The organism is Streptococcus sp. HMSC072G04 (genome assembly GCF_001813295.1).
Classification (GTDB): Bacteria; Bacillota; Bacilli; order Lactobacillales; family Streptococcaceae; genus Streptococcus.
Genome location: NZ_KV812034.1, coordinates 1 through 20,111, shown reverse-complemented (window position 1 = coordinate 20,111; position 20,111 = coordinate 1). Strand labels below are relative to the sequence as shown.

At 38.6% G+C, this 20,111-nt stretch carries 17 protein-coding genes and 1 pseudogene; 15 read left to right on the top strand and 3 right to left on the bottom strand.

Annotated elements, in window-relative coordinates; translation table 11 throughout:
* The first annotated feature begins 68 nt into the window (after positions 1 to 68).
* The gene (locus HMPREF2904_RS06845; RefSeq protein WP_070661284.1) at positions 69 to 1,079 is read left to right on the top strand and encodes a DUF1002 domain-containing protein; all 1,011 of its coding nucleotides are present in this window, start codon (positions 69 to 71) and stop codon (positions 1,077 to 1,079) included.
* Positions 1,080 to 1,172: 93 nt separating this feature from the next.
* On the opposite strand, the gene HMPREF2904_RS06840 is transcribed toward HMPREF2904_RS06845, so the two are convergent.
* Complete coding sequence (locus HMPREF2904_RS06840; protein WP_070661281.1) at positions 1,173 to 2,144, bottom strand: LuxR C-terminal-related transcriptional regulator; 972 nt, start codon at positions 2,142 to 2,144, stop codon at positions 1,173 to 1,175.
* 223 nt (positions 2,145 to 2,367) lie between these two features.
* Here HMPREF2904_RS06840 and ptcA point away from each other — a divergent pair, with 223 nt between their 5' ends.
* The 4 genes from ptcA (at position 2,368) to HMPREF2904_RS06820 (ending at position 6,858) form a co-directional block, all read left to right on the top strand.
* Entirely contained in the window at positions 2,368 to 3,381 is a 1,014-nt protein-coding gene (ptcA, locus tag HMPREF2904_RS06835) for a putrescine carbamoyltransferase (protein ID WP_070661278.1), read from the top strand.
* A 63-nt stretch (positions 3,382 to 3,444) separates the two neighbouring features.
* Positions 3,445 to 4,803 (top strand): APC family permease, encoded by a 1,359-nt coding sequence (locus tag HMPREF2904_RS06830; RefSeq protein ID WP_070661275.1) that lies wholly within the window; start codon positions 3,445 to 3,447, stop codon positions 4,801 to 4,803.
* Positions 4,804 to 4,842: 39 nt separating this feature from the next.
* Complete coding sequence (gene aguA / locus HMPREF2904_RS06825; RefSeq protein ID WP_070661270.1) at positions 4,843 to 5,955, top strand: agmatine deiminase; 1,113 nt, start codon at positions 4,843 to 4,845, stop codon at positions 5,953 to 5,955.
* Between the two features lie 102 nt (positions 5,956 to 6,057).
* Positions 6,058 to 6,858, top strand: a complete 801-nt coding sequence (locus tag HMPREF2904_RS06820; RefSeq protein WP_070661267.1) for a glycoside hydrolase family 2 protein — start codon at positions 6,058 to 6,060, stop codon at positions 6,856 to 6,858.
* A gap of 332 nt (positions 6,859 to 7,190) precedes the next feature.
* On the opposite strand, the gene guaA is transcribed toward HMPREF2904_RS06820, so the two are convergent.
* Positions 7,191 to 8,756, bottom strand: a complete 1,566-nt coding sequence (guaA, locus tag HMPREF2904_RS06815) for a glutamine-hydrolyzing GMP synthase (RefSeq protein WP_003012033.1) — start codon at positions 8,754 to 8,756, stop codon at positions 7,191 to 7,193.
* A gap of 128 nt (positions 8,757 to 8,884) precedes the next feature.
* Here guaA and HMPREF2904_RS06810 point away from each other — a divergent pair, with 128 nt between their 5' ends.
* From HMPREF2904_RS06810 to HMPREF2904_RS06765, 10 genes are all read left to right on the top strand, one after another.
* Entirely contained in the window at positions 8,885 to 9,583 is a 699-nt protein-coding gene (locus HMPREF2904_RS06810) for a GntR family transcriptional regulator (RefSeq protein ID WP_003016564.1), read from the top strand.
* Between the two features lie 241 nt (positions 9,584 to 9,824).
* Positions 9,825 to 11,102, top strand: a complete 1,278-nt coding sequence (locus HMPREF2904_RS06805; protein WP_070661264.1) for a glycosyltransferase — start codon at positions 9,825 to 9,827, stop codon at positions 11,100 to 11,102.
* The gene (locus HMPREF2904_RS06800) at positions 11,099 to 12,076 is read left to right on the top strand and encodes an NAD-dependent epimerase/dehydratase family protein (protein ID WP_070661261.1); all 978 of its coding nucleotides are present in this window, start codon (positions 11,099 to 11,101) and stop codon (positions 12,074 to 12,076) included. The genes HMPREF2904_RS06805 and HMPREF2904_RS06800 overlap by 4 nt, the downstream gene beginning before the upstream one ends.
* Positions 12,051 to 12,878 carry an MBL fold metallo-hydrolase gene (locus HMPREF2904_RS06795; RefSeq protein WP_070661258.1) on the top strand — a complete coding sequence of 276 codons (828 nt, stop codon included), beginning with the start codon at positions 12,051 to 12,053 and terminating at the stop codon, positions 12,876 to 12,878. The genes HMPREF2904_RS06800 and HMPREF2904_RS06795 overlap by 26 nt, the downstream gene beginning before the upstream one ends.
* Positions 12,844 to 14,109, top strand: a complete 1,266-nt coding sequence (locus HMPREF2904_RS06790; RefSeq protein WP_070661256.1) for a F390 synthetase-related protein — start codon at positions 12,844 to 12,846, stop codon at positions 14,107 to 14,109. The genes HMPREF2904_RS06795 and HMPREF2904_RS06790 overlap by 35 nt, the downstream gene beginning before the upstream one ends.
* A 12-nt stretch (positions 14,110 to 14,121) precedes the next feature.
* Entirely contained in the window at positions 14,122 to 15,066 is a 945-nt protein-coding gene (locus HMPREF2904_RS06785; RefSeq protein WP_070661253.1) for a 3-oxoacyl-[acyl-carrier-protein] synthase III C-terminal domain-containing protein, read from the top strand.
* 80 nt (positions 15,067 to 15,146) lie between these two features.
* Positions 15,147 to 15,479, top strand: a complete 333-nt coding sequence (locus HMPREF2904_RS06780) for a putative DNA-binding protein (protein ID WP_003016592.1) — start codon at positions 15,147 to 15,149, stop codon at positions 15,477 to 15,479.
* A gap of 31 nt (positions 15,480 to 15,510) precedes the next feature.
* Positions 15,511 to 17,082: a signal recognition particle protein gene (gene ffh, locus HMPREF2904_RS06775; RefSeq protein WP_070661251.1), complete on the top strand. Its 1,572-nt coding sequence runs from the start codon at positions 15,511 to 15,513 to the stop codon at positions 17,080 to 17,082.
* Positions 17,083 to 17,147: 65 nt separating this feature from the next.
* On the top strand, positions 17,148 to 17,915 hold the full coding sequence (locus tag HMPREF2904_RS06770) for an alpha/beta hydrolase (protein WP_070661248.1): 768 nt from the start codon (positions 17,148 to 17,150) through the stop codon (positions 17,913 to 17,915).
* Positions 17,916 to 18,020: 105 nt separating this feature from the next.
* Positions 18,021 to 19,004, top strand: a complete 984-nt coding sequence (locus HMPREF2904_RS06765; protein WP_070661245.1) for an acetylxylan esterase — start codon at positions 18,021 to 18,023, stop codon at positions 19,002 to 19,004.
* Between the two features lie 355 nt (positions 19,005 to 19,359).
* On the opposite strand, the pseudogene HMPREF2904_RS06760 reads toward HMPREF2904_RS06765, so the two are convergent.
* A pseudogene (locus tag HMPREF2904_RS06760) lies at positions 19,360 to 19,995 on the bottom strand (IS982 family transposase); the annotation flags it as partial.
* Between the last annotated feature and the right edge of the window lie 116 nt (positions 19,996 to 20,111).

Sequence of the window (20,111 nt, the reverse complement as noted above, 5' to 3'; positions counted from 1 at the left end):
ATCTCTAGTGAGGTGAGAAAGGTTATAAGAGATGCCCAGAGTTGATTTGAGTTAGAAAGAAGAAAAAGATGAAATTAAAGAAGATTGCATTGTTTGTAACGACGACTTTAGCCTTGTTTACCGCTGTCCCTCGGGTTTCTGCAGATAGTAATGTGCAGAAAGTCATCGACGAAACCTATGTCAAACCAGACTATGTTTTGGGCTATTCACTAGACCAAAGTCAAATCGAACAAACTTTGAGTCTCTTGAACTACGATAGTTCGAAAGATAAAGAAGAGTGGAAGAGCATGACACCGGAGGTTTATTCTTCGATTATGAACGTTGCTAACGATGATAGTTTGGAACTGTATTCCTCTGTTAAAATTCAAAAATTAGGCAAAAATAAGCCACTAGAAGTCAATATCGTGACGCCTCAAAACATCACCAAGGTCACTGCAGATATGTATCGTAATGCAGCCGTTACACTTGGATTGGAGCATGCTCAAATTACAGTAGCTTCTCCTATACAGGTGACTGGTGAAAGTGCCTTGGCTGGGATCTATTACTCGCTTGAGAAAAATGGTGCCAAAGTTTCTCAAGAAAGCAAAGATCTGGCCCAAGAAGAGTTAAAGACTCTATCCGGGATCAATGAAGAAAACGCTGGTAAGAAAAACTTCGATGCTGATAAGTTAAACGTAGCATTGACCGACATTAAAACAGCAGTAGCCAATGCCAAACAGAACAATCAGGATTTAAGCAAGGATGATATTCGAAAGATTGTCGAAGAAACCCTGAAAAATTATAAGCTGGATACAACTGTAACAGGTGATCAGATTAATTTGATCGTGAATTTCGCAGTCAACCTCTCAAAGAGTAGCGTCATCAGCAGCAAAAGCTTTACCAAGACCTTGACAGACCTGAAAGATAGTATCGTAGACAAGGCAGGCGATACCTTTAACAATATCAATCTCAATTTTGATACAAATGCCATTTTAAAAGATAGTGGCAACTTCTTCACAAATGCATGGAATGCCATTGCTGGCTTCTTCGGAGCCATCTGGAATGCCATTGTCAAATTCTTTAGTGGTTTAGTTGGCTAAAAATAGCACGAAAAAAGTGGAAAAGGAATAGTTTTTATACTTATCCTTTTCCACTTTTTTATTCTGTCTTTGTAAGTAGGGGCTATGACACAATTATTGATCCGGATGTTCGTTTTCAAAGGAATTATATACTTCGAAAAGTTGATTTCGTTTAGTGATCTCAAGTTTTATAAAAATATTGTGTACATGTGTCTTCACAGTTCCAACTGAAAGAAACAATTGATCCGCAATTTCCTGATTGTTTTTGTGTTCAAGAAGTAGAGGAAGAATTTCTTTTTCACGTTCAGTTAAATGAAGTTTTTCAGAGAATAGATCTAGTGTACTAGGATTGTCAATTTTTGGGGATTTATCAAATGAACTTAATTGTTCTTCTACATTCGAAATAGCTTTCCAATCAGAAAGAATATATTTGATTATTAAATAACAAACAGCAATAGTAAACATGTCTTCACACATATTTCTATTTTGAATTCGTAGATTCAACAAATCATACGAATCTATATTAAAAATAACAAATAAATCTTCTAAGATAATTAGAATACCAAATAGCACTCCGATATTTGAAATAGTTTTTAAGTAATTTTTATTTCGACTACTAATATTTAAAGATGTTAGATTTCGTCTCGCATATATACCAGTATAAATCAAAAGAAGCTGATTGGGTAAATAGTACATAAAAACTCTTAATGGAGAATTGTTTAGAATTGGGAAAGCCATCCATATGAAAGTAATTGAAATAAAGCAATAGTGGGTTAATAAAGGTGTTTCTTTCCTCAGTCTAGCAACTATCCAAAACTGACAAATATTATTAACAAGATATATGACAGTTTTCACAAAAGGAACTCCCAGAAAGTGTTGGTTATATGTGTTTCCGAAATCTTTAATTATTTCTGTCATTGAAAGGATCAGATTATCAAAAATAAAAAAAACAAGATATAAACCGACTACAAAAAATAAGTATTTTTTATCCTTTTCTGAGTTTAAAGAATAGGTCAATACAATACCAAGGGTCAAAGTATATAATATAATTAAAAATACATTGTATATATAAACTATTTCAATCATATTTAGCCTCCATTAATTCTGTGAAACTAATTAAAACTCTAAACTTTATTGAAAAGCAATAAAATAGGGAGTTTATATTTAAAATAGCATGACATTTTTAAAAGCATAAATACTGGGTTTAGTAGTTAAACTTTTAAAAAAGAGGGTTTACACCTTTAAGTTTATCGCAAACTATAAAATTTTGCAATATCATTAAAGCATAACAACACAGGAGGTCTCAATTATGAGCAATAAAATTGATTATATTACAACAGAAGAGTTCTCTAAAGAGCAACTTTTAGAAATGGCTGAGCTATCTCTTAAGATTAAAGCTTGTATTAAAAATGGGTATTACCCACCTTTGTTGAAAAATAAAACTCTAGGTATGATTTTTCAACAATCATCTACAAGAACACGGATCTCTTTTGAAACCGCTATGACTCAACTTGGAGGGCACGCACAATATCTGGCACCCGGTCAAATTCAACTAGGAGGACACGAAACACTAGAAGATACAGCAACCGTGGTTTCTCGCTTAACAGATATTATAATGGCACGTGTTGAGCGTCATAAGAGTGTAGTTGATTTAGCAAAATTTTCTCAAGTACCAGTAATTAATGGTATGAGTGATTATAATCATCCTACACAAGAATTAGGAGATCTGATTACGATTGTTGAAAATTTACCGAAAGGAAAAAAATTAGAAGATTGTAAGGTAGTATTTGTAGGAGATGCAACTCAAGTATGCTTCTCTTTAGGATTAATTACATTGAAAATGGGTATGGAATTTGTTCACTTCGGTCCGAAGGGATTCCAATTAAATGATATGCATAAGTCAAAATATGATGAAATTTGTAAGCTATCAGGTGGTAAATATTTGGTAACTGATGATATAGATTCAATTATTGGTGCAGATTTCTTATACACTGATGTATGGTATGGCCTATATGAAGCGGAATTATCAGAAGAAGAACGTATGAAGGTTTTCTATCCTAAGTATCATGTTGATTCAGAGATGATGGCAAAGGCAGGAGAAAATTGTAAATTCATGCACTGTTTACCTGCTACACGTGGCGAAGAAGTGTCTGATGAAGTGATGGATGGCCCAAATTCAGTTTGTTTTGATGAGGCGGAAAATCGTTTAACTTCAATGCGAGGTATCTTAGTTTATCTACTTCGTGATTTTGAAAAACGACATCCATATGACCTTGAAAAACAATCTATAGCTAAAGCAGAACTGGAATCATTTTTAAAATAAAAAGGTTAAATTTGCTTTAAATTGACGATGTTATAACTCTCCTCTTAAAGGAAGGAGAAAAAAATGGAAGAAAAGAAAAAATTTAGTTTGTTTACTACAGTATTAACTGTAATATGTGTAGTATTTGTTGCAGAAGCTGCAGCTCCAGTTGCAGCGATTGGGAATTCTCAATTCTTTTGGTGGTTATTTTTATTAATTGCCTTTTTGTTACCATACGGATTGATTTCAGCTGAATTAGGTACTACTTATATAGGTGATGGTGGAATCTATGATTGGGTGACGAAGGCGTTTGGACACCGATGGGGCTCAAGGACCTCCTGGTATTATTGGATTAATTTTCCATTGTGGTTAGCATCACTAGCTGTTATGACTCCTGGCTTGTTGACAACGATTACAGGAGTTGAGTTTTCGACGTTCTGGACATTATTAATTGAACTTGTATTTATTTGGTTAATTATATGGATAAGCTTTTATCCTGCAAGTGATAGCGTATGGATTCTCAATGGTGCGGCAATTATAAAAATGATATTAGCTCTATTAGTAGGAGTCTTGGGATTATATATTGCCTTTACAAAAGGAATGGCTAATAAAATTACGTTGGATTCACTTTTACCATCATTTGATTTAAACAGTCTATCATTTATTTCTGTTATTATTTTTAATCTACTTGGCTTTGAGGTTATTTGTACGTGTGCGGATGATATGGAGAATCCCAAAAAACAAATACCACAATCTATAATTGTTGCAGGTTTAGTTATAGCTGCTATTTATATATTTTCTGCATTTGGTATTGGTGTAGCGATTCCTGTTGATAAAATTTCTACTAGTAGTGGTATGATGGATAGCTTTAAACTTTTGACCGGATCAGAAAATGGATGGTTTATAATTTTAATGGCATTTCTATTCTTACTAACTCTTTTTGGAAATATGATTTCATGGTCATTAGGAGTAAATAACACGGCATGTTATGCTGCTGAAAATGGAGATATGCCAAAGTTTTTTGCAAAACGTAGTAAAAAGAATAACATGCCAATTGGATCGGCTTTAGCAAATGGTTTTGTTGCAACATTTGTAGTAGTCATTGCACCAATATTGCCAAATCAGGATCTGTTTTGGGCGTTCTTCTCATTGAACCTTGTTATGTTCTTACTTTCTTATATACCAGTTTTTCCAGCATTTTATAAGTTAAGAAAAATTGATCCAGAAACCCCTCGACCTTTTAAAGTAGGAGGAAGTGATCTTATTTTAAAAATTATGGTTGTGATTCCAATTATTATGATTTTGATCTCGCTTTTATTTACAGCATTCCCATTATCTTTTGATGAAGTAACATTAGCTGATAAATTACCTGTAACTATCGGTTCATTAATTTGTCTTATCTTAGGTGAAGTTATTATTCATGTGAAAAAAATCAAAAAATGATAGTAACTAAATACCAATACAATAAAAGGAGGACTTGAGATGTCTAAGCGTATTGTGGGGACAACCCCTAAAGTAGATGGATTTCGAATGCCAGGAGAATTCGAAGAACAAGAACAAATTTGGATGTTATGGCCATGGCGAAATGATAATTGGCGTTTAGGAGCTAAACCTGCTCAAAAAGCATTTTTAGATGTTGCTAAAGCTATTAGTGAATTTGAGCCAGTTTCACTTTGTGTACCACCTCTTCAATTTGAAAATGCTATAGCTCGTGTATCTGCTCTTAATTGTGAAAATATAAGAGTAATCGAGATGACAAATGATGATTCGTGGATTCGCGACTGTGGTCCTACATTTCTTATAAATGATAAAGGTGAACGTCGTGCAGTAGATTGGGAATTCAATGCATGGGGGGGGTTAGTAGATGGACTCTATTTCCCTTGGGATCAAGATGCGCTTGTTGCAAGAAAAGTTTGTGAGTTAACAAATACTGATTCTTATAAAACAGATGATTTTGTTTTAGAAGGTGGATCAATTCACGTTGATGGTGAAGGTACAGTGATGGTTACTGAAATGTGTCTTCTTCATCCAAGTCGAAATCCACATTTGTCAAAAGAAGAAATTGAACAAAAATTAAAGGATTATTTGAATTGTGAAAAAGTAATTTGGGTGAAAGATGGTATTGACCCTTATGAAACGAATGGTCATATTGATGATGTAGCATGTTTTGTAAAACCTGGAGAAGTTGCATGTATTTACACTGAAGATGAAAACCATCCTTTCTATAAGGAAGCAAAAGCTGCGTTTGAATTCCTAAGTGAACAAACAGATGCAAAAGGCAGAAAATTAAAAGTACATAAAATGTGCGTTACTAAGAAGCCATGCTATCTTAAAGATGCAGATACGATTGATTTTTCAGAAGGGGCTATCCCAAGAGAGGAAGGAGAAGTTGCAATCGCATCATATTTGAATTTCTTAATAGTGAATGGAGGAATTATTCTCCCTCAATATGGTGATGAGAACGATGCATTAGCGGTTGAACAAGTGCAAGCAATGTTCCCTGATCGTAAAGTTGTTGGAGTTGAAACTACAGAGATTGCATATGGTGGTGGTAATATTCACTGTATTACGCAGCAGCAACCAGCAACGAAATAACATATGCAGAGTCTGGTAAAGCAGGCTCTGTTTTTTCTAATATATCGCATTAAGTAGACGGAGGAATATGAAGATAAATTGCTTTACAAAGAGGTATTAGAGATGAAAAATATTAAAGTGGAATATAGCTGGTTGAAAAATTCTGATATAACAGGAGTCAATCAATTACCTGAACATTCTGAGCATTATTATTTTGATAAATATGTAGGTATAAATCAACTAGACTATTTTCAAATAGATAAGATGCACTTAAACAATAATTGGACTTACATGAAATCAGATTTCAATGAAAAAAATGGTGATGACGAATCTACATTGGTAACTTTGTTTAATCATTTTAAAGGTGAAGATAAATTAATTACTAAAAATATTATCTTGAAAATGCAAAGCTTAAATCTGCCCGTGTATATTTGGATGAATGGGTGCTTTGTTGGATTTTCAAAGGGACTTGAACAGACTATAGAGTTTGAAATTACAAATTTACTACGTTTGGAGGAAAATGAACTTATAATTAAGGTATGCTCTATTGAAGAAGAAAAACAAAACAATAATGTGATGCTAGATTCAATCTTAGACAAAATTTCGGAGAGCATTATTTATAGTACTCCTAAACTACATGTATATGATTTTAATGCTGAATTAGGAAATAGTCAAAATTCTAATAAATCGACATTAACCATTGATTGCTTATTAAATGGATATTCTAATAGCGCTATAATTAGTGTTTATATATACGATAAAGAAAAAAATATTATTTTTAAAGAGAATATAGATTATACTAATAAAATTGAAAAAAGATATGATTTAGATATCAATTATTTAGCGATTTCTTTTGTAGAATTGTTAATAATTGATGATGGAACAATAGTAGAAACAGCTATAACAAAAGTTAAGATAGTATAGGAGAAGTTGTGTAAACATAAAAAGAAATAAATCCCTTATAGTAGAATTGCGAAACATTACTCTATAAGGGATTTATTTCTATGACACAATTTACTAGATTATTGTTTAATTTACCAGTCTCAAAACGAGATACGATGAATTTTTTAATTCTTCTTATGGAGAAGAAACTATAATCTGCGCTCTTACATCCTTAAAACAAAAGCGCCCCACCAGAATTTTTCTGGTGGGGCTTTTGGTGGGGAACCAATCAATTTTGGGATTGATTTTTAACCTTTTATAATAAACGAAAGTGCTGTTAAAACAACCATTTCACTTCAAATCATGTTTATAAATCATTCCCACTCTACAGTTGCAGGTGGTTTGCTTGTGATATCGTAGACGATGCGGTTGACGTGGTCAACTTCGTTTACGATACGGACTGAGATTTTTTGGAGGACTTCCCATGGAATCTTCGCAAAGTCTGCTGTCATTCCATCGATAGAAGTGATAGCGCGGATAGCGATAGTGTAGTCGTAGGTACGGCCGTCACCCATAACACCTACTGAACGAACGCCTGTGTTGACAGTGAAGTATTGCCAGATATCACGGTCAAGACCAGCTTTGGCGATTTCTTCACGAAGAATAGCATCTGATTCACGAACGGTTTCAAGTTTTTCTTCAGTGATTTCTCCCATAACACGGATGGCAAGTCCTGGGCCTGGGAATGGTTGGCGCCATACGATGTGGTCTGGCATACCAAGCTCTGTACCAAGAGCACGAACCTCATCCTTATAAAGAGTGTTGAGTGGTTCGATCAGTTCAAACTGCATATCTTCTGGAAGTCCACCCACATTGTGGTGAGACTTGATGGTTTGAGCAGTATCCGTACCAGACTCGATCACGTCAGTGTAGAGTGTTCCTTGTGCCAAGAATTTTACATCTTTGAGTTTACTTGCTTCGTCATCAAAGACATAAACAAACTCGTTACCAATGATCTTCCGTTTTTTCTCAGGATCAGATACTCCAGCTAACTTATCAAGGAAACGTTTTGCAGCATCTGCTTTGACAATGTTCAAACCAAACTTGCCACCAAGCATATCCATCACTTGGTCAGCTTCACCTTTACGAAGAAGACCGTGGTCTACAAAGATACAGATCAATTGATCGCCGATGGCTTTTTGAAGGAGAACCCCAACAACAGAAGAGTCAACACCACCTGAAAGACCAAGAAGGACACGTTTGTCTCCGACGGTTTCACGGATTTTTTTGATCTGCATGTCAATGAAGTTGTCCATGGTCCAGTCACCTTTAGCCCCACAGATGTTCAAGGCAAAGTTACGCAAGATGTCATAACCGTGAACAGAGTGACGAACCTCAGGGTGGAATTGGATACCGTAGATTTTCTTATCTGGATTTTCAATGGATGCAAATGGACAGTCAGCAGAAGTACCAGTGCGGATAAAGTCAGCCGGAATTTCTGTAACAGCATCTCCATGGCTCATCAAGACCAATTGTTTGTCTGGTGTGCCGGCAAAAAGAGCAGAAGATTCTGTCAAAGTCAGTTCAGATTGACCATATTCGCGGTTACCAGCATCACCTGCAGGAACGACCTTCCCGCCCAATTTATGGGTCAACAATTGCATTCCGTAACAGATTCCAAGGATTGGAATACCGAGTTCAAAAATTTCAGGATCGATATCAAAAGAACCTTCCTCGTATACAGAGTTCGGTCCGCCTGAGAGAACGATCCCAACTGGATTGATTGCACGAACTTCATCAGCAGAAATCTTGTGGCTCTTCAACTCTGAGAAGACTCCAATTTCACGAATCCGACGTGAAATAAGCTGATTGTATTGGCTACCGTAGTCAAGCACGATGATTTTTTCAACATCATGCAAATCAGTTGATAGGTTTGTCATCTTATCCCCTTCTTAAAGAAATTTACTTTTCTCTATTCTAACACAAAAGCCTTGTCTTTACCAATCTCTGATTGAAGAATTAGGAATTTTACGCTACAATAGAGATAACACAGAGAAAGAGCAAGATTATGATTCCAGCTTACATTCAAATTCATGATCAAATTAAGTCTGAGATTGATCAAAAAATATGGAAAATCGGGGAGCGTCTTCCCAGCGAACGCGATCTGGCTGAGAAATTTCAGGTGAGTCGGATGACGCTTAGGCAGGCTATTACCCTTCTGGTTGAAGAAGGAGTGCTTGAAAGACGGGTAGGAAGTGGCACCTTTATCACCAGCACGCGCGTTCAAGAAAAAATGCGGGGCACAACCAGTTTTACAGAAATTATGAAATCGCAAGGCAAGGAACCTTCTAGCCAAGTGATTTCTTACAGGAAAACCATTCCTAGCCTCCAAGAAGTGGACAAATTGGGCATTGATAAGACAGAGACCATCATTCGGATGGAACGGGTCCGGTATGCTGATGGGATCCCTGTTGTTTATGAAGTGGCCTCTATTCCAGAGAAATTTATTAAGAATTTCAATCGAGAAGAGGTTACCAGCCATTTCTTCCAAACCTTGGAGCGTCATGGCTATAAGATTGGAAAGTCGCACCAGACCATCTATGCGCGATTGGCCAAGGATAAGATTGCGGACTATTTACAGATTTCAAAAGGACAAGCTATTTTAGGTCTGACACAGGTCTCCTATTTTGAAGATGGGACGGCTTTTGAGTATGTAAAAAGTCAGTATGTCGGTGAGCGGTTCGAATTTTATTTGGAAAATAACTAAGCTCGCAATTCACAGTAATAAAAAAACTCTTCAAATGTTTGGGAGACTTTCTCTCTTTGGCATTTGGGAGCTTTTTTAGGTTGAAGACATTCTTTCTAAATAGTGATAGTAAAGGCAAATTGGAAATATTTTAAAAAAATTTAAAAAAATTTTTATTTTTTCTTCAATTTTTGATTTTTTTTACGAATTAATAGATAGAAGCAGGTTTTAAAGCTTAATAAGAGATATAAGGCAGGAAAAAATGAAAAAAATTAAAATAGATGTGGTAGCTGTTCCCTTGAGCGGGCATCTGTACCCAACTTTAAATCTCGTTAAACCCTTGTTAGATGATCCTTCGATGGAGATCCGGGTTTTCACAGGACCTCAGAAAAAGGCCGTTGCAGAAAGTCTTGGCTTCACTGTAGTTCCAATTCTAGAGGACAAAGTAGAAGAATTTGAACGCGCGGCGAATAACGATAAGAAACTCAATCTTTTTTCTGCTTATCGGCAATTATCCAAGAGTCTGGATTTGATTAATCATGTATCGGATCAATTGTTAGAGGAGTGGCGCGTCAATCGTCCAGATATTGTGATTGCTGACTTTATCACTCTATCAGCTGGTTTTGTGGCTGAACAGTTAGAAATTCCTTGGATTACCACCATAGCGACACAATTTGCGATCGAAACTCCTTATGGTCCTCCTTGCTTCTTCGGAGGGATGGGAGTCGCGCGCACGAAGAAGGAAGAGAAGATCCAAGCACTATGCCGTAAACTCACGCGCATTGGAAAATACTGTGGCGCTTTCCTCTTACGCAAACGCTTAAAACGTTACAATTTCAAGTTGTACAATCAAAATGGAGTGGAGACCATCTACTCTCCTTATGCCATCTTTGGAATTGGGATGATGGAGCTAGAGTTGAAAACACACTTCCCTCATCAATATGCGTGGCTTGGCCCTTTGGGAACTTCTCTTGAAAAAGCTGAAGATTATCCTTTAGATCTCAGTCCTTACGAGGACAAGACGAAGGTACTCGTGACATGTGGAACCCAGTTGCCTTGGGCGAAGGAGAACTTGCTAGAGCAAACCAAGCAGTTGGCCAAAGAGCATCCAGAATGTCACTTTTTTGTCACTCTTGGAGATGGGGCAAAGGAATTCTCTGAAGAAGAAGTAGCGCCAAATGTGACGGTTGTCTCATATCTACCCTACAAAGAATATATTCCGCAGATGGACTATGTCATTCACCATGGAGGAGCTGGAATCTTTTATCAGTGTATCGAATTTAAAAAACCAGCCTTGATCTTGCCACATGATTATGACCAATTTGACTATGCGATTCGAGGAGTAGAAGCAGGAATTGCTTTTCAAGCACATCGCAATCGCACCGAAGAGATTCAAGCAGGTTTTAAGGCCCTATTAGAAAAAGAATCTTGGGAAAAGTTAGAAAGACTAAACAAACTTTCAAAAACCTACAAGCCGTTGGATACCTTGGAGTTTGAGATTCAACGATTATTAAGACGTGGAACGGATGGGAAACTATGAAAATTCTTGTAACAGGTGCGACTGGCTTCCTTGGAAAATATGTGATCGATGAGTTGTTGGCTCACGATTATTCCATTGTAGCCTTTGGCCGAAACGAAAAAATTGGGAAGGCTCTGGAAGGTGAGCGCGTCCAATTTATCAAAGGGGATTTGAGCTCTATAGAGGAAGTAAGACAAGCCTTTCAGTCTGTTGATGCTGTGGTTCACGCTGGAGCTTTATCCACTGCCTGGGGACCTTGGAAGGCCTTCTATCAGGCTAATGTAGTTGGCACTCAAAATGTCCTTGAATTGTGCCATGAATATGCGGTAAAACGCTTAGTTTACGTTTCTTCTCCTAGTATTTACGCAGCTGGAAAAGACCAATTAAACATCAAGGAAAGTGATGCTCCAAAAGAAAATCACCTCAACAATTACATCCGAAGTAAATTGGCGTCTGAAAAACTTTTTTCTGACTATCCGGATGTGCCAAGTATCATCTTGCGTCCTAGAGGATTATTTGGTGTGGGGGATACCAGTATTTTGCCTCGTGTCTTACGCCTCAGTCGAAAAATTGGAATTCCTTTGATTCGAGGAGGAGAGCAGCTCATGGATATGACCTGTGTGGAAAATGTCGCCCTAGCCATTCGCTTGGCTCTGGAAGCAAAAGAAGCTCACGGACAAGTTTATAATATTACAAATGGGGAACCAAAGACCTTTAAGTATTTGATCGAAACCACACTAAAGGGATTGGGAGAGCCGATTCGCTATCGGAAACTTCCAGCAGGTCTAGTAGCAGGTGTGGCTTATAGCCTTGAAGGGGTGTATCGATTCTTTCATCTGAAAGCCGAACCCCCATTGACTCGCTATACCTATTATCTCCTTCGATATAGCCAAACCCTCGATATTCAAAAGGCTCAAACCGAACTTGGCTACTATCCAAAAATGACCATTGAAGAAGGGATTGACAACTATGTCCAACATGATCAAGCACATTGATTATTTTCCAGCAGGCTATTGCAGCAGTCATTCTGGTCTCTTATTTAAAGGGATTCCGAATGAAAAAATGCAATTTCCAGCAGGTGTCTTTTTGATTCACCATCGTGAAAAAGGCTATATTTTGTACGATACCGGCTATCACTACGAGATTAAGAAAAAAGCTCGGTATTTCTGGTACCGTCTAGCCACCCCAATGCAGATGAAAAAAGAAGACCAGATCAATTATTTATTGCAAGAGAGGGGAATTGATCCGGAAAAAATTACTTATGTGATTCTTTCGCATCTGCACCCGGATCATCTTGGCGGAGCAGCACTTTTTCCAAATGCACATTTCTTTGTTACCCAGGAAGTCTATGAGGTGTACCAAAAACCGAAATTTAAAGATCTGATTTTTAAAGAGTTTCTTCCAGCTGATTTCAAAGATCGGGTGACTTGTCTCAAAGCAGATCAAAGGCATCCTGCTTTCCCCTATCGCCCGACTGCGGATCTTTTTGGTGATGGGAGCATTCTCGTATCGTCTATCGATGGCCATGCTAGAGGGCAAGGCTGTCTTTATCTGGATGAGCTCAAGCTCTTTATTGGAGCAGATCTTTCTTGGGGAGTAGACCTCTTGCCTTTCACACGGCAAATGCGTCTCATTCCTTCCTTGGTTCAGGATGATAAGAAGGCTTATTTAAAAGGAGCTGATTTGCTGGAAACACTCTTGCAAGATGGCATTCAAGTTGTGGTCAGCCACGACCTGCAAGATCGGATTGAAAGGATTTTAAATGAAAAAAACAGTCTTTCTGAAAACCTTTATTGAAACCAGATGGTGCCATCGATTCCGTTCAAAAGAGGCCTTGAACCGATACCAAGATAAGCAATTGGCACGCTACCATACTTTTGTCACTTCTCAGTCTCCCTATTTCCAGACTCATTCTCCTGAATCCTTTGGGACCATGGATAAGCATTTCATGATGACGCATTTCAATGAACTCAATACTCTGGGAGTGGATCGAGATCAGGCTTTAGAGATGGCGATTCGTGGAGAACAAACGCGAGATTTTACCGAGATGAATGGAGAAGTAGCAGTAGGCTTGTCTTCTGGGACTTCCGGCCACCGAGGAGTTTTTGTCACCACAGAAAAAGAAAGAAGTATGTGGGCTGCAGCAATCTTAGCCAAGATGTTGCCAAAAGGAAACCTGGTTGGTCATCGTATTGCCTTTTTCTTACGAGCAGATAATGAACTCTATCAAACCATTAATTCAGGCCTTATTCGCTTGGAATATTTTGATATTTTCAAGGAAAGCAAGGAGCATTTAGAGCGTCTCATAGACTATCAACCAACCATTGTGGTCGCACCTGCTTCTACCTTGATTGAGTTAGCCAACTATGTCAGCAATCAGCAACTTGCGATCCAACCTGTCAAGGTTGTTTCTGTCGCAGAGATTCTAGAAGATCGAGATGCTCAGACCATCGCCAAAGCCTTTCAACTAGACAAGGTTGATCAGATCTACCAAGCGACAGAGGGATTTTTAGCTTGTACCTGTTCAGAAGGCAATCTACATCTTAACGAAGATATTTTGTATGTCGAAAAAGAGTATCTTGATGATAGCCGCTTTTATCCGATTATTACGGATTTCAAACGGACCAGTCAACCCATCTATCGCTACCGACTCAATGATATTTTGGTGGAAGAAAAGTCTCCTTGCCCTTGTGCTTCCGTCTTTACTCGAATCGCAAAGATCGAAGGACGATCAGATGATATCTTCTATTTCAAAAAAGAAGATGGTAGTAGCCAGATGATCTATCCGGATTTTATTCGGCGGTGCATTCTCTTTGTCGAAAATATTCAGGACTATCAAGTAACTCAGTTGGCAGATGGATCCATTACCATTGCCTTGAGTCACCGGACAGAGTCTATGGAGCAAGCGATCTTTGCTCAATTTGAACTCTTAGCTCAGCAAAAACAATTCATTCTCCCAAGTATTCAATTTATTGATTACCAATGGGACCCAACACGTAAATTAAAACGTGTTCAACGACTTCAATAAAAGGAGAATCCTATGACTACTGTAAAAAGACATTTGCAAATTAAAGGCTATGGAACTGCGCTTCCAGCTCATACAGTTACTTTCAAAGACCAGACTCGCTATCGCGTGAAAGAAGGAGAAGAAACACAGATTGATCTTGCAACGCGTGCGATTGAAGCGGCTTTAAACCATGCAGGGCTTGAAATGGCAGACATCGACTGCCTGATTTCGGCTAGTGCGGTTGGTGTTCAGCCCATTCCTTGTACAGCTGCTCTTATCCATGAGCGCGTGGCCAAGGGACTGACGATTCCTGCTATGGATATCAATACCACTTGTACCAGTTTTATATCAGCTTTAAGCACCGTTTCTTATCTGATTGAAGGTGGTGAATACCAACGGGTTCTGATTGTATCCAGTGAAGTAGGAAGCCTAGGGCTTAATCCCAAACAAAAAGAAAGCTTTGAATTGTTTAGTGATGGAGCTACAGCCTTTATTTTTGAAGCAACAAAGGAAGATAAAGGAATCATTGCCAGTATGCAACGTACCTGGTCTGAGAGAGCCCACGATACCGAAATTCGTGGTGGTTTGACAGCTTATCATCCGAAATTGTACTCTGAAGCAACCAAGACGGATTTCATGTTTGATATGAAAGGGAAGAAAATCCTTTTGCTTTCTGCCCGTGTTATTCCAGAAATGTTCCAAGAATTCCAAGAGAAATCAGGCATTTCTAAAGATGTTGTAGACTATATTATTCCTCACCAAGCAAGCCGTGCCTTGCCACTCGTCATGGACAAATTAGGAGTTGGAAAAGACAAGTACCTTAATATTGTCAGTGATTATGGGAATATGGTTTCGGTAGCCGTGCCTTTCGGCCTAGCCTATGCATTGGATCATGGCTATGTGAAGGAAGGAGATACCATCTTTTTGATGGGAACTGCAGCAGGGATGACGGTTAATATGTTGGCACTGAAACTCTAATGATAGATCCTCTTATTTCAAGCTCAAAAAGCATCAAGTCCCGCTAGTCTTTAGCGGGCTTTTTTGATATAATGAAAGGTATGGAAATTGAGAAAACCAACCGAATGAATGCGCTCTTTGAGTTTTATGCAGCGCTCTTGACGGACAAGCAGATGAACTACATCGAGCTCTATTACGCAGATGACTACAGCTTGGCTGAGATCGCGGAAGAGTTTGGAGTGAGCCGTCAGGCGGTCTATGACAATATTAAACGTACAGAAAAGATTTTGGAAGACTACGAAATGAAACTCCATATGTATTCCGATTACATTGTTCGTAGTCAAATTTTGGATCAGATTTCTGAAAAATACCCTGAAGATCCTTTTTTACAGGAACAAATTTCTGTGCTTTCCAGTATCGATAATCGAGACTAAATAAATATAAGACTTAACTAGGAGAAAGAGTATGGCATTTGAAAGTTTAACCGAACGTTTACAAAACGTCTTTAAAAATCTTCGTAAGAAAGGGAAAATCTCTGAAGCAGATGTCCAAGAAGCGACCAAAGAGATTCGTCTAGCCCTCTTAGAGGCCGACGTTGCCCTTCCTGTTGTAAAAGACTTCATCAAACGGGTCCGCGAGCGAGCTGTAGGTCATGAAGTCATCGAAACCTTGAACCCTGCCCAACAAATCGTGAAGATTGTCGATGAAGAATTGACAGCGATTTTGGGTTCAGAAACAGCAGAAATTATCAAATCTCCAAAGATTCCAACCATTATCATGATGGTCGGTCTTCAAGGGGCTGGTAAAACAACTTTTGCTGGGAAATTAGCTAACAAATTAGTCAAGGAAGAAAAAGCGCGTCCTTTGATGATTGCGGCCGATATCTATCGTCCAGCAGCCATTGACCAGTTGAAGACCCTTGGTCAACAGATCAATGTCCCTGTCTTCTCACTTGGTACAGAAGTCTCTGCAGTAGAGATCGTTCGCCAAGGTTTGGAGCAGGCAAGAGCCAATCACAATGACTATGTCTTGATCGATACGGCTGGTCGTCTGCAAATCGACGAAAAACTCATGGGCGAGTTGCGCGACGTCAAAGCCCTTGCCGAGCCAAACGAAATCCTCTTGGTTGTCGATGCCATGATTGGTCAAGAAGCAGCCAATGTGGCGCGTGAGTTCAATGAACAGCTCGAAGTAACTGGGGTCATCTTGACCAAGATCGATGGGGATACCCGTGGTGGTGCAGCCCTTTCTGTCCGTCAGATTACTGGAAAACCAATCAAGTTCACTGGTACTGGTGAAAAAATCACCGATATCGAAACCTTCCACCCAGACCGTATGTCTGGTCGAATCCTCGGTATGGGGGATATGCTGACACTGATCGAAAAGGCTTCTCAAGAATACGATGAGAAACGTTCCCTTGAACTCGCTGAGAAGATGCGGGAAAATACCTTCGACTTCAACGATTTCATTGATCAGTTAGACCAAGTTCAAAACATGGGACCAATGGAAGATTTGCTCAAGATGCTTCCAGGGATGGCCAATAACCCTGCCATGAAGAACCTCAAGGTCGATGAACGAGAAATTGCTCGCAAACGTGCGATCGTATCATCCATGACACCAGCTGAACGGGAAAATCCAGATCTATTGAATCCAAGCCGTCGTCGTCGGATTGCTGCTGGATCAGGAAATAGCTTTGTCGAAGTCAATAAATTCATCAAGGACTTTAACCAAGCCAAGCAGATGATGCAAGGCGTCCTCTCTGGCGATATGAACAAGATGATGAAACAAATGGGGCTCAATCCAAACAACATGCCGAAGAATATGCCTGGTGGAATGCCTGATATGTCTGCCCTCGAAGGCATGATGGGACAAGGTGGCATGCCTGACTTGTCAGCTCTTGGCGGAGGCGCTGGAATGCCTGATATGAGCCAAATGTTTGGTGGCGGTCTCAAAGGAAAAGCCGGTGAATTTATGATGAAACGGGCGATGAACAAAATGGCCAAACAAATGCGCAAAAATAAGAAAAAACGGAAATAATCGTTTCTAAGAGGGCCTGGAACACACTGTTCTGGGTTCTTTTAGAAACTACTACTAGAGGAAAGATGTTAAAAAAACTATTTCAACAAGTCATTCGTTTCTTTACAAGATTGTTTTCTTCCCACAGAAAGCCCTTTGAATTTCCAAAAGGGTCGAAGAAACCTCCGATCAGACCAATCATCTTTGTCCCTGGGAGTTCAGCCAGTATACAGCGATTCAACGGAACCATCCGCATGCTCCATCGCTTTTCTAGAAAAAAACAGAGTCTCTTAAAAATAAAAGTCAACAAAGATGATTCTATAGAGATGGAGGGAAGACTGAATACGAAAGAGCCGAATCCAATAATTGTGATTGGCTTCGAGAACAATCGAGACGGCTACAGCAATATCAAGCAGCAAATCGAATCCCTTAAGATAGCTCTAACCTACCTTCTTGATCACTATCATTTTACAGAGTTCAAGGCAGTCGGGCATTCTAATGGTGGACTGGTTTTGACTGGTTTACTGGAAAGTGGCTTTTTAGAAAAGAAAAAACTGACCGTAAGGAAGCTCGCTATTATTGGTAGTCCTTACCAATTCAACCAAGAGATGTATGATGATTTTCAAAAATGGAAGCATCGCCTGGGAAAAGAAGTAGAGGTACTTAACTTTGTCGGTAGCTTTGCTGGGAAATCAGATGGCATCGTCCCCCTCTCTAGTGCCCAAGCAGCACAATCTATTTTTGACAATCAAACCTATACAGAAGTGAATTTAAACGGTAGCAAGGCTCATCATTCAACTTTACCCACTAATCCAGATCTAGTGAAACAATTAAGTCTATTTTTGAATCTATAGTGAAATTACATAATTTCGGTTATGTAATTTTTGTTTGTCTCTTGCAATCCTTAAGTAAATATGGTACATTTTTGGTAGCGATTACACATACCTAAGGAGGATTTTATGAAAGATCCTAAATTACTAGAGACAATGAAAGTTTATAAGGGACGAGATGAGGTTCCAGCAGATTTTGATGCTTTTTGGGATCAAGCCCTAGCAAAGATGACTGAACTGCCTGAATACAAGCTTGAAGAACGAGATTTCAGCATTCCAAATGTTGCTTGTTATGAATTAACCTTTAAAGGAACACGAGATGGGCTTGTTTATTCAAGAATGATCCTTCCAAAAACGGATCAAAAAGTTCCCGTTATTTTCCATTTTCATGGCTATATGGGCCGTTGTTGGGATTGGTCCGACATGCTGGCTTATACAGTAGCTGGCTATGGTGTTGTGTCTATGGACGTAAGAGGGCAGTCAGGCTATTCAACAGACGGAGATCGTTCACCACTTGGAAATACGGTAAAAGGACAGATTATACGCGGAGCCGTGGAAGGTCCGGATCAGCTCTTTTATAAGGATGTCTACTTAGATCTTTACCAGTTAATTGAAATTGTAGCCAGCCTTCCTCAAGTTGACGACAGCAAACTTGCCAGCTATGGAGCCTCACAAGGTGGTGCCTTGGCTTTAGTTGCTGCTGGATTGAATCCCCGAATCCAACGAACGGTAGCCATTTATCCATTCTTATCGGATTTCAGACGTGTATTAGAGATTGGGAACACCAGCGAGGCCTATGACGAGCTTTTCCGTTATTTCAAGTTCCATGATCCATTTCATGAAACAGAAGATCGTTTGATGCGGACTTTATCCTATATAGATGTGAAAAATTTTGCCCATCGCATCAAAGGACAGGTTCACATGATTACCGGGTTAGATGATGATGTCTGTTATCCTGTGACACAGTTTGCCATTTATAATCGATTAGAATGTCCAAAAGAGCATTTAATCATGCCAGAATATGCCCATGAAGCTATGAATGTTCAAGTCAATGATCGAGTCTATAATTGGCTCTGTGGTAGCAAGATTCCATTTCGATATGTAGAAAAATAAGTTAGAGAAGAAAATAATCAGTAGATCCATGAGGTTTGCTGATTTTATTGTGGTTAAAAGGGATCTAAAAACTAAAAGTTTATGTACAATTGACTAAACTAGAGCTAAATCTTTGATACAACTGAATTAGAAGCATAAAGTACATTCTTTAAAAAGTGTACTTTATTTTTATTTTGTACATTATTTTGAAGTGTTATTTCGTATATTTTCTAGTTCATAACATCATCTGATTTAAGGAATTGATTTGTACATTTTTACTCTAATAGGTGCAGAAGAAGTAGTGGTTCAATTGTACATTTTTTGCTACTCATTTAAGGTCTTATTGGTAGAAAGATATAGATTTTTACTCGTGGTGCTAGTTAATCTCAAAGTATCTCAGATTATAAGTCAGTACAATTTGCTTCATTCTCAACTGCAATCCTGTTAAGCCTCTAGCTAGTATTTGTTCGACATCAAAAAAAGCACAAAGTTCTGAAAATCGAGTTTCAATAGTCCGTCTCATAGCCATTAGTTTCCAATGATTATGTTGTTTAGCTCTTACCATATTTTGACGTAAAGGCGTCCAAAGATGGTAACCTTTCTGTTTCAACTGTTCTCTGAGTTCATAGCTAAGATAAGCTAAATCAGCTAAAACATAGGGTTGACAACAATTTTCTAGTAAGTCATCAACTGCCCTAATATCATGTACTGAGGCAGGCGTTACAACATAATTCAGAATATAGCCTGATAGGGTGACGACCAGCATATGTACTTTGAATCTAAAGAACCAAAGGTGCTTAGACGGATTGTAACCAATGTCGGCTAGTTCATTAAAAACATGTGCTCTATGGTTACGGACTGGTTGACAAAGTGATAAGAGGAAACTATCTATGATGACAATGTTATTGGGAGAAATTTGAGTATTTATGGCTTGCCGAATAATTTGGACCAACTAAATCAACTGCCTTGACAGTCGATTAAACCGACTTCTTTCAAGGAGACACCCACAAGGATTCTTGTTTAGAAGCACCGAATCAATCAAGAAGGATCACCCAGAGGTTCCAGCATTTGAAGAATATGACTAGCTACTTGAAGCAATCATGACCACCCGTCAAACGGGTGGTTTGT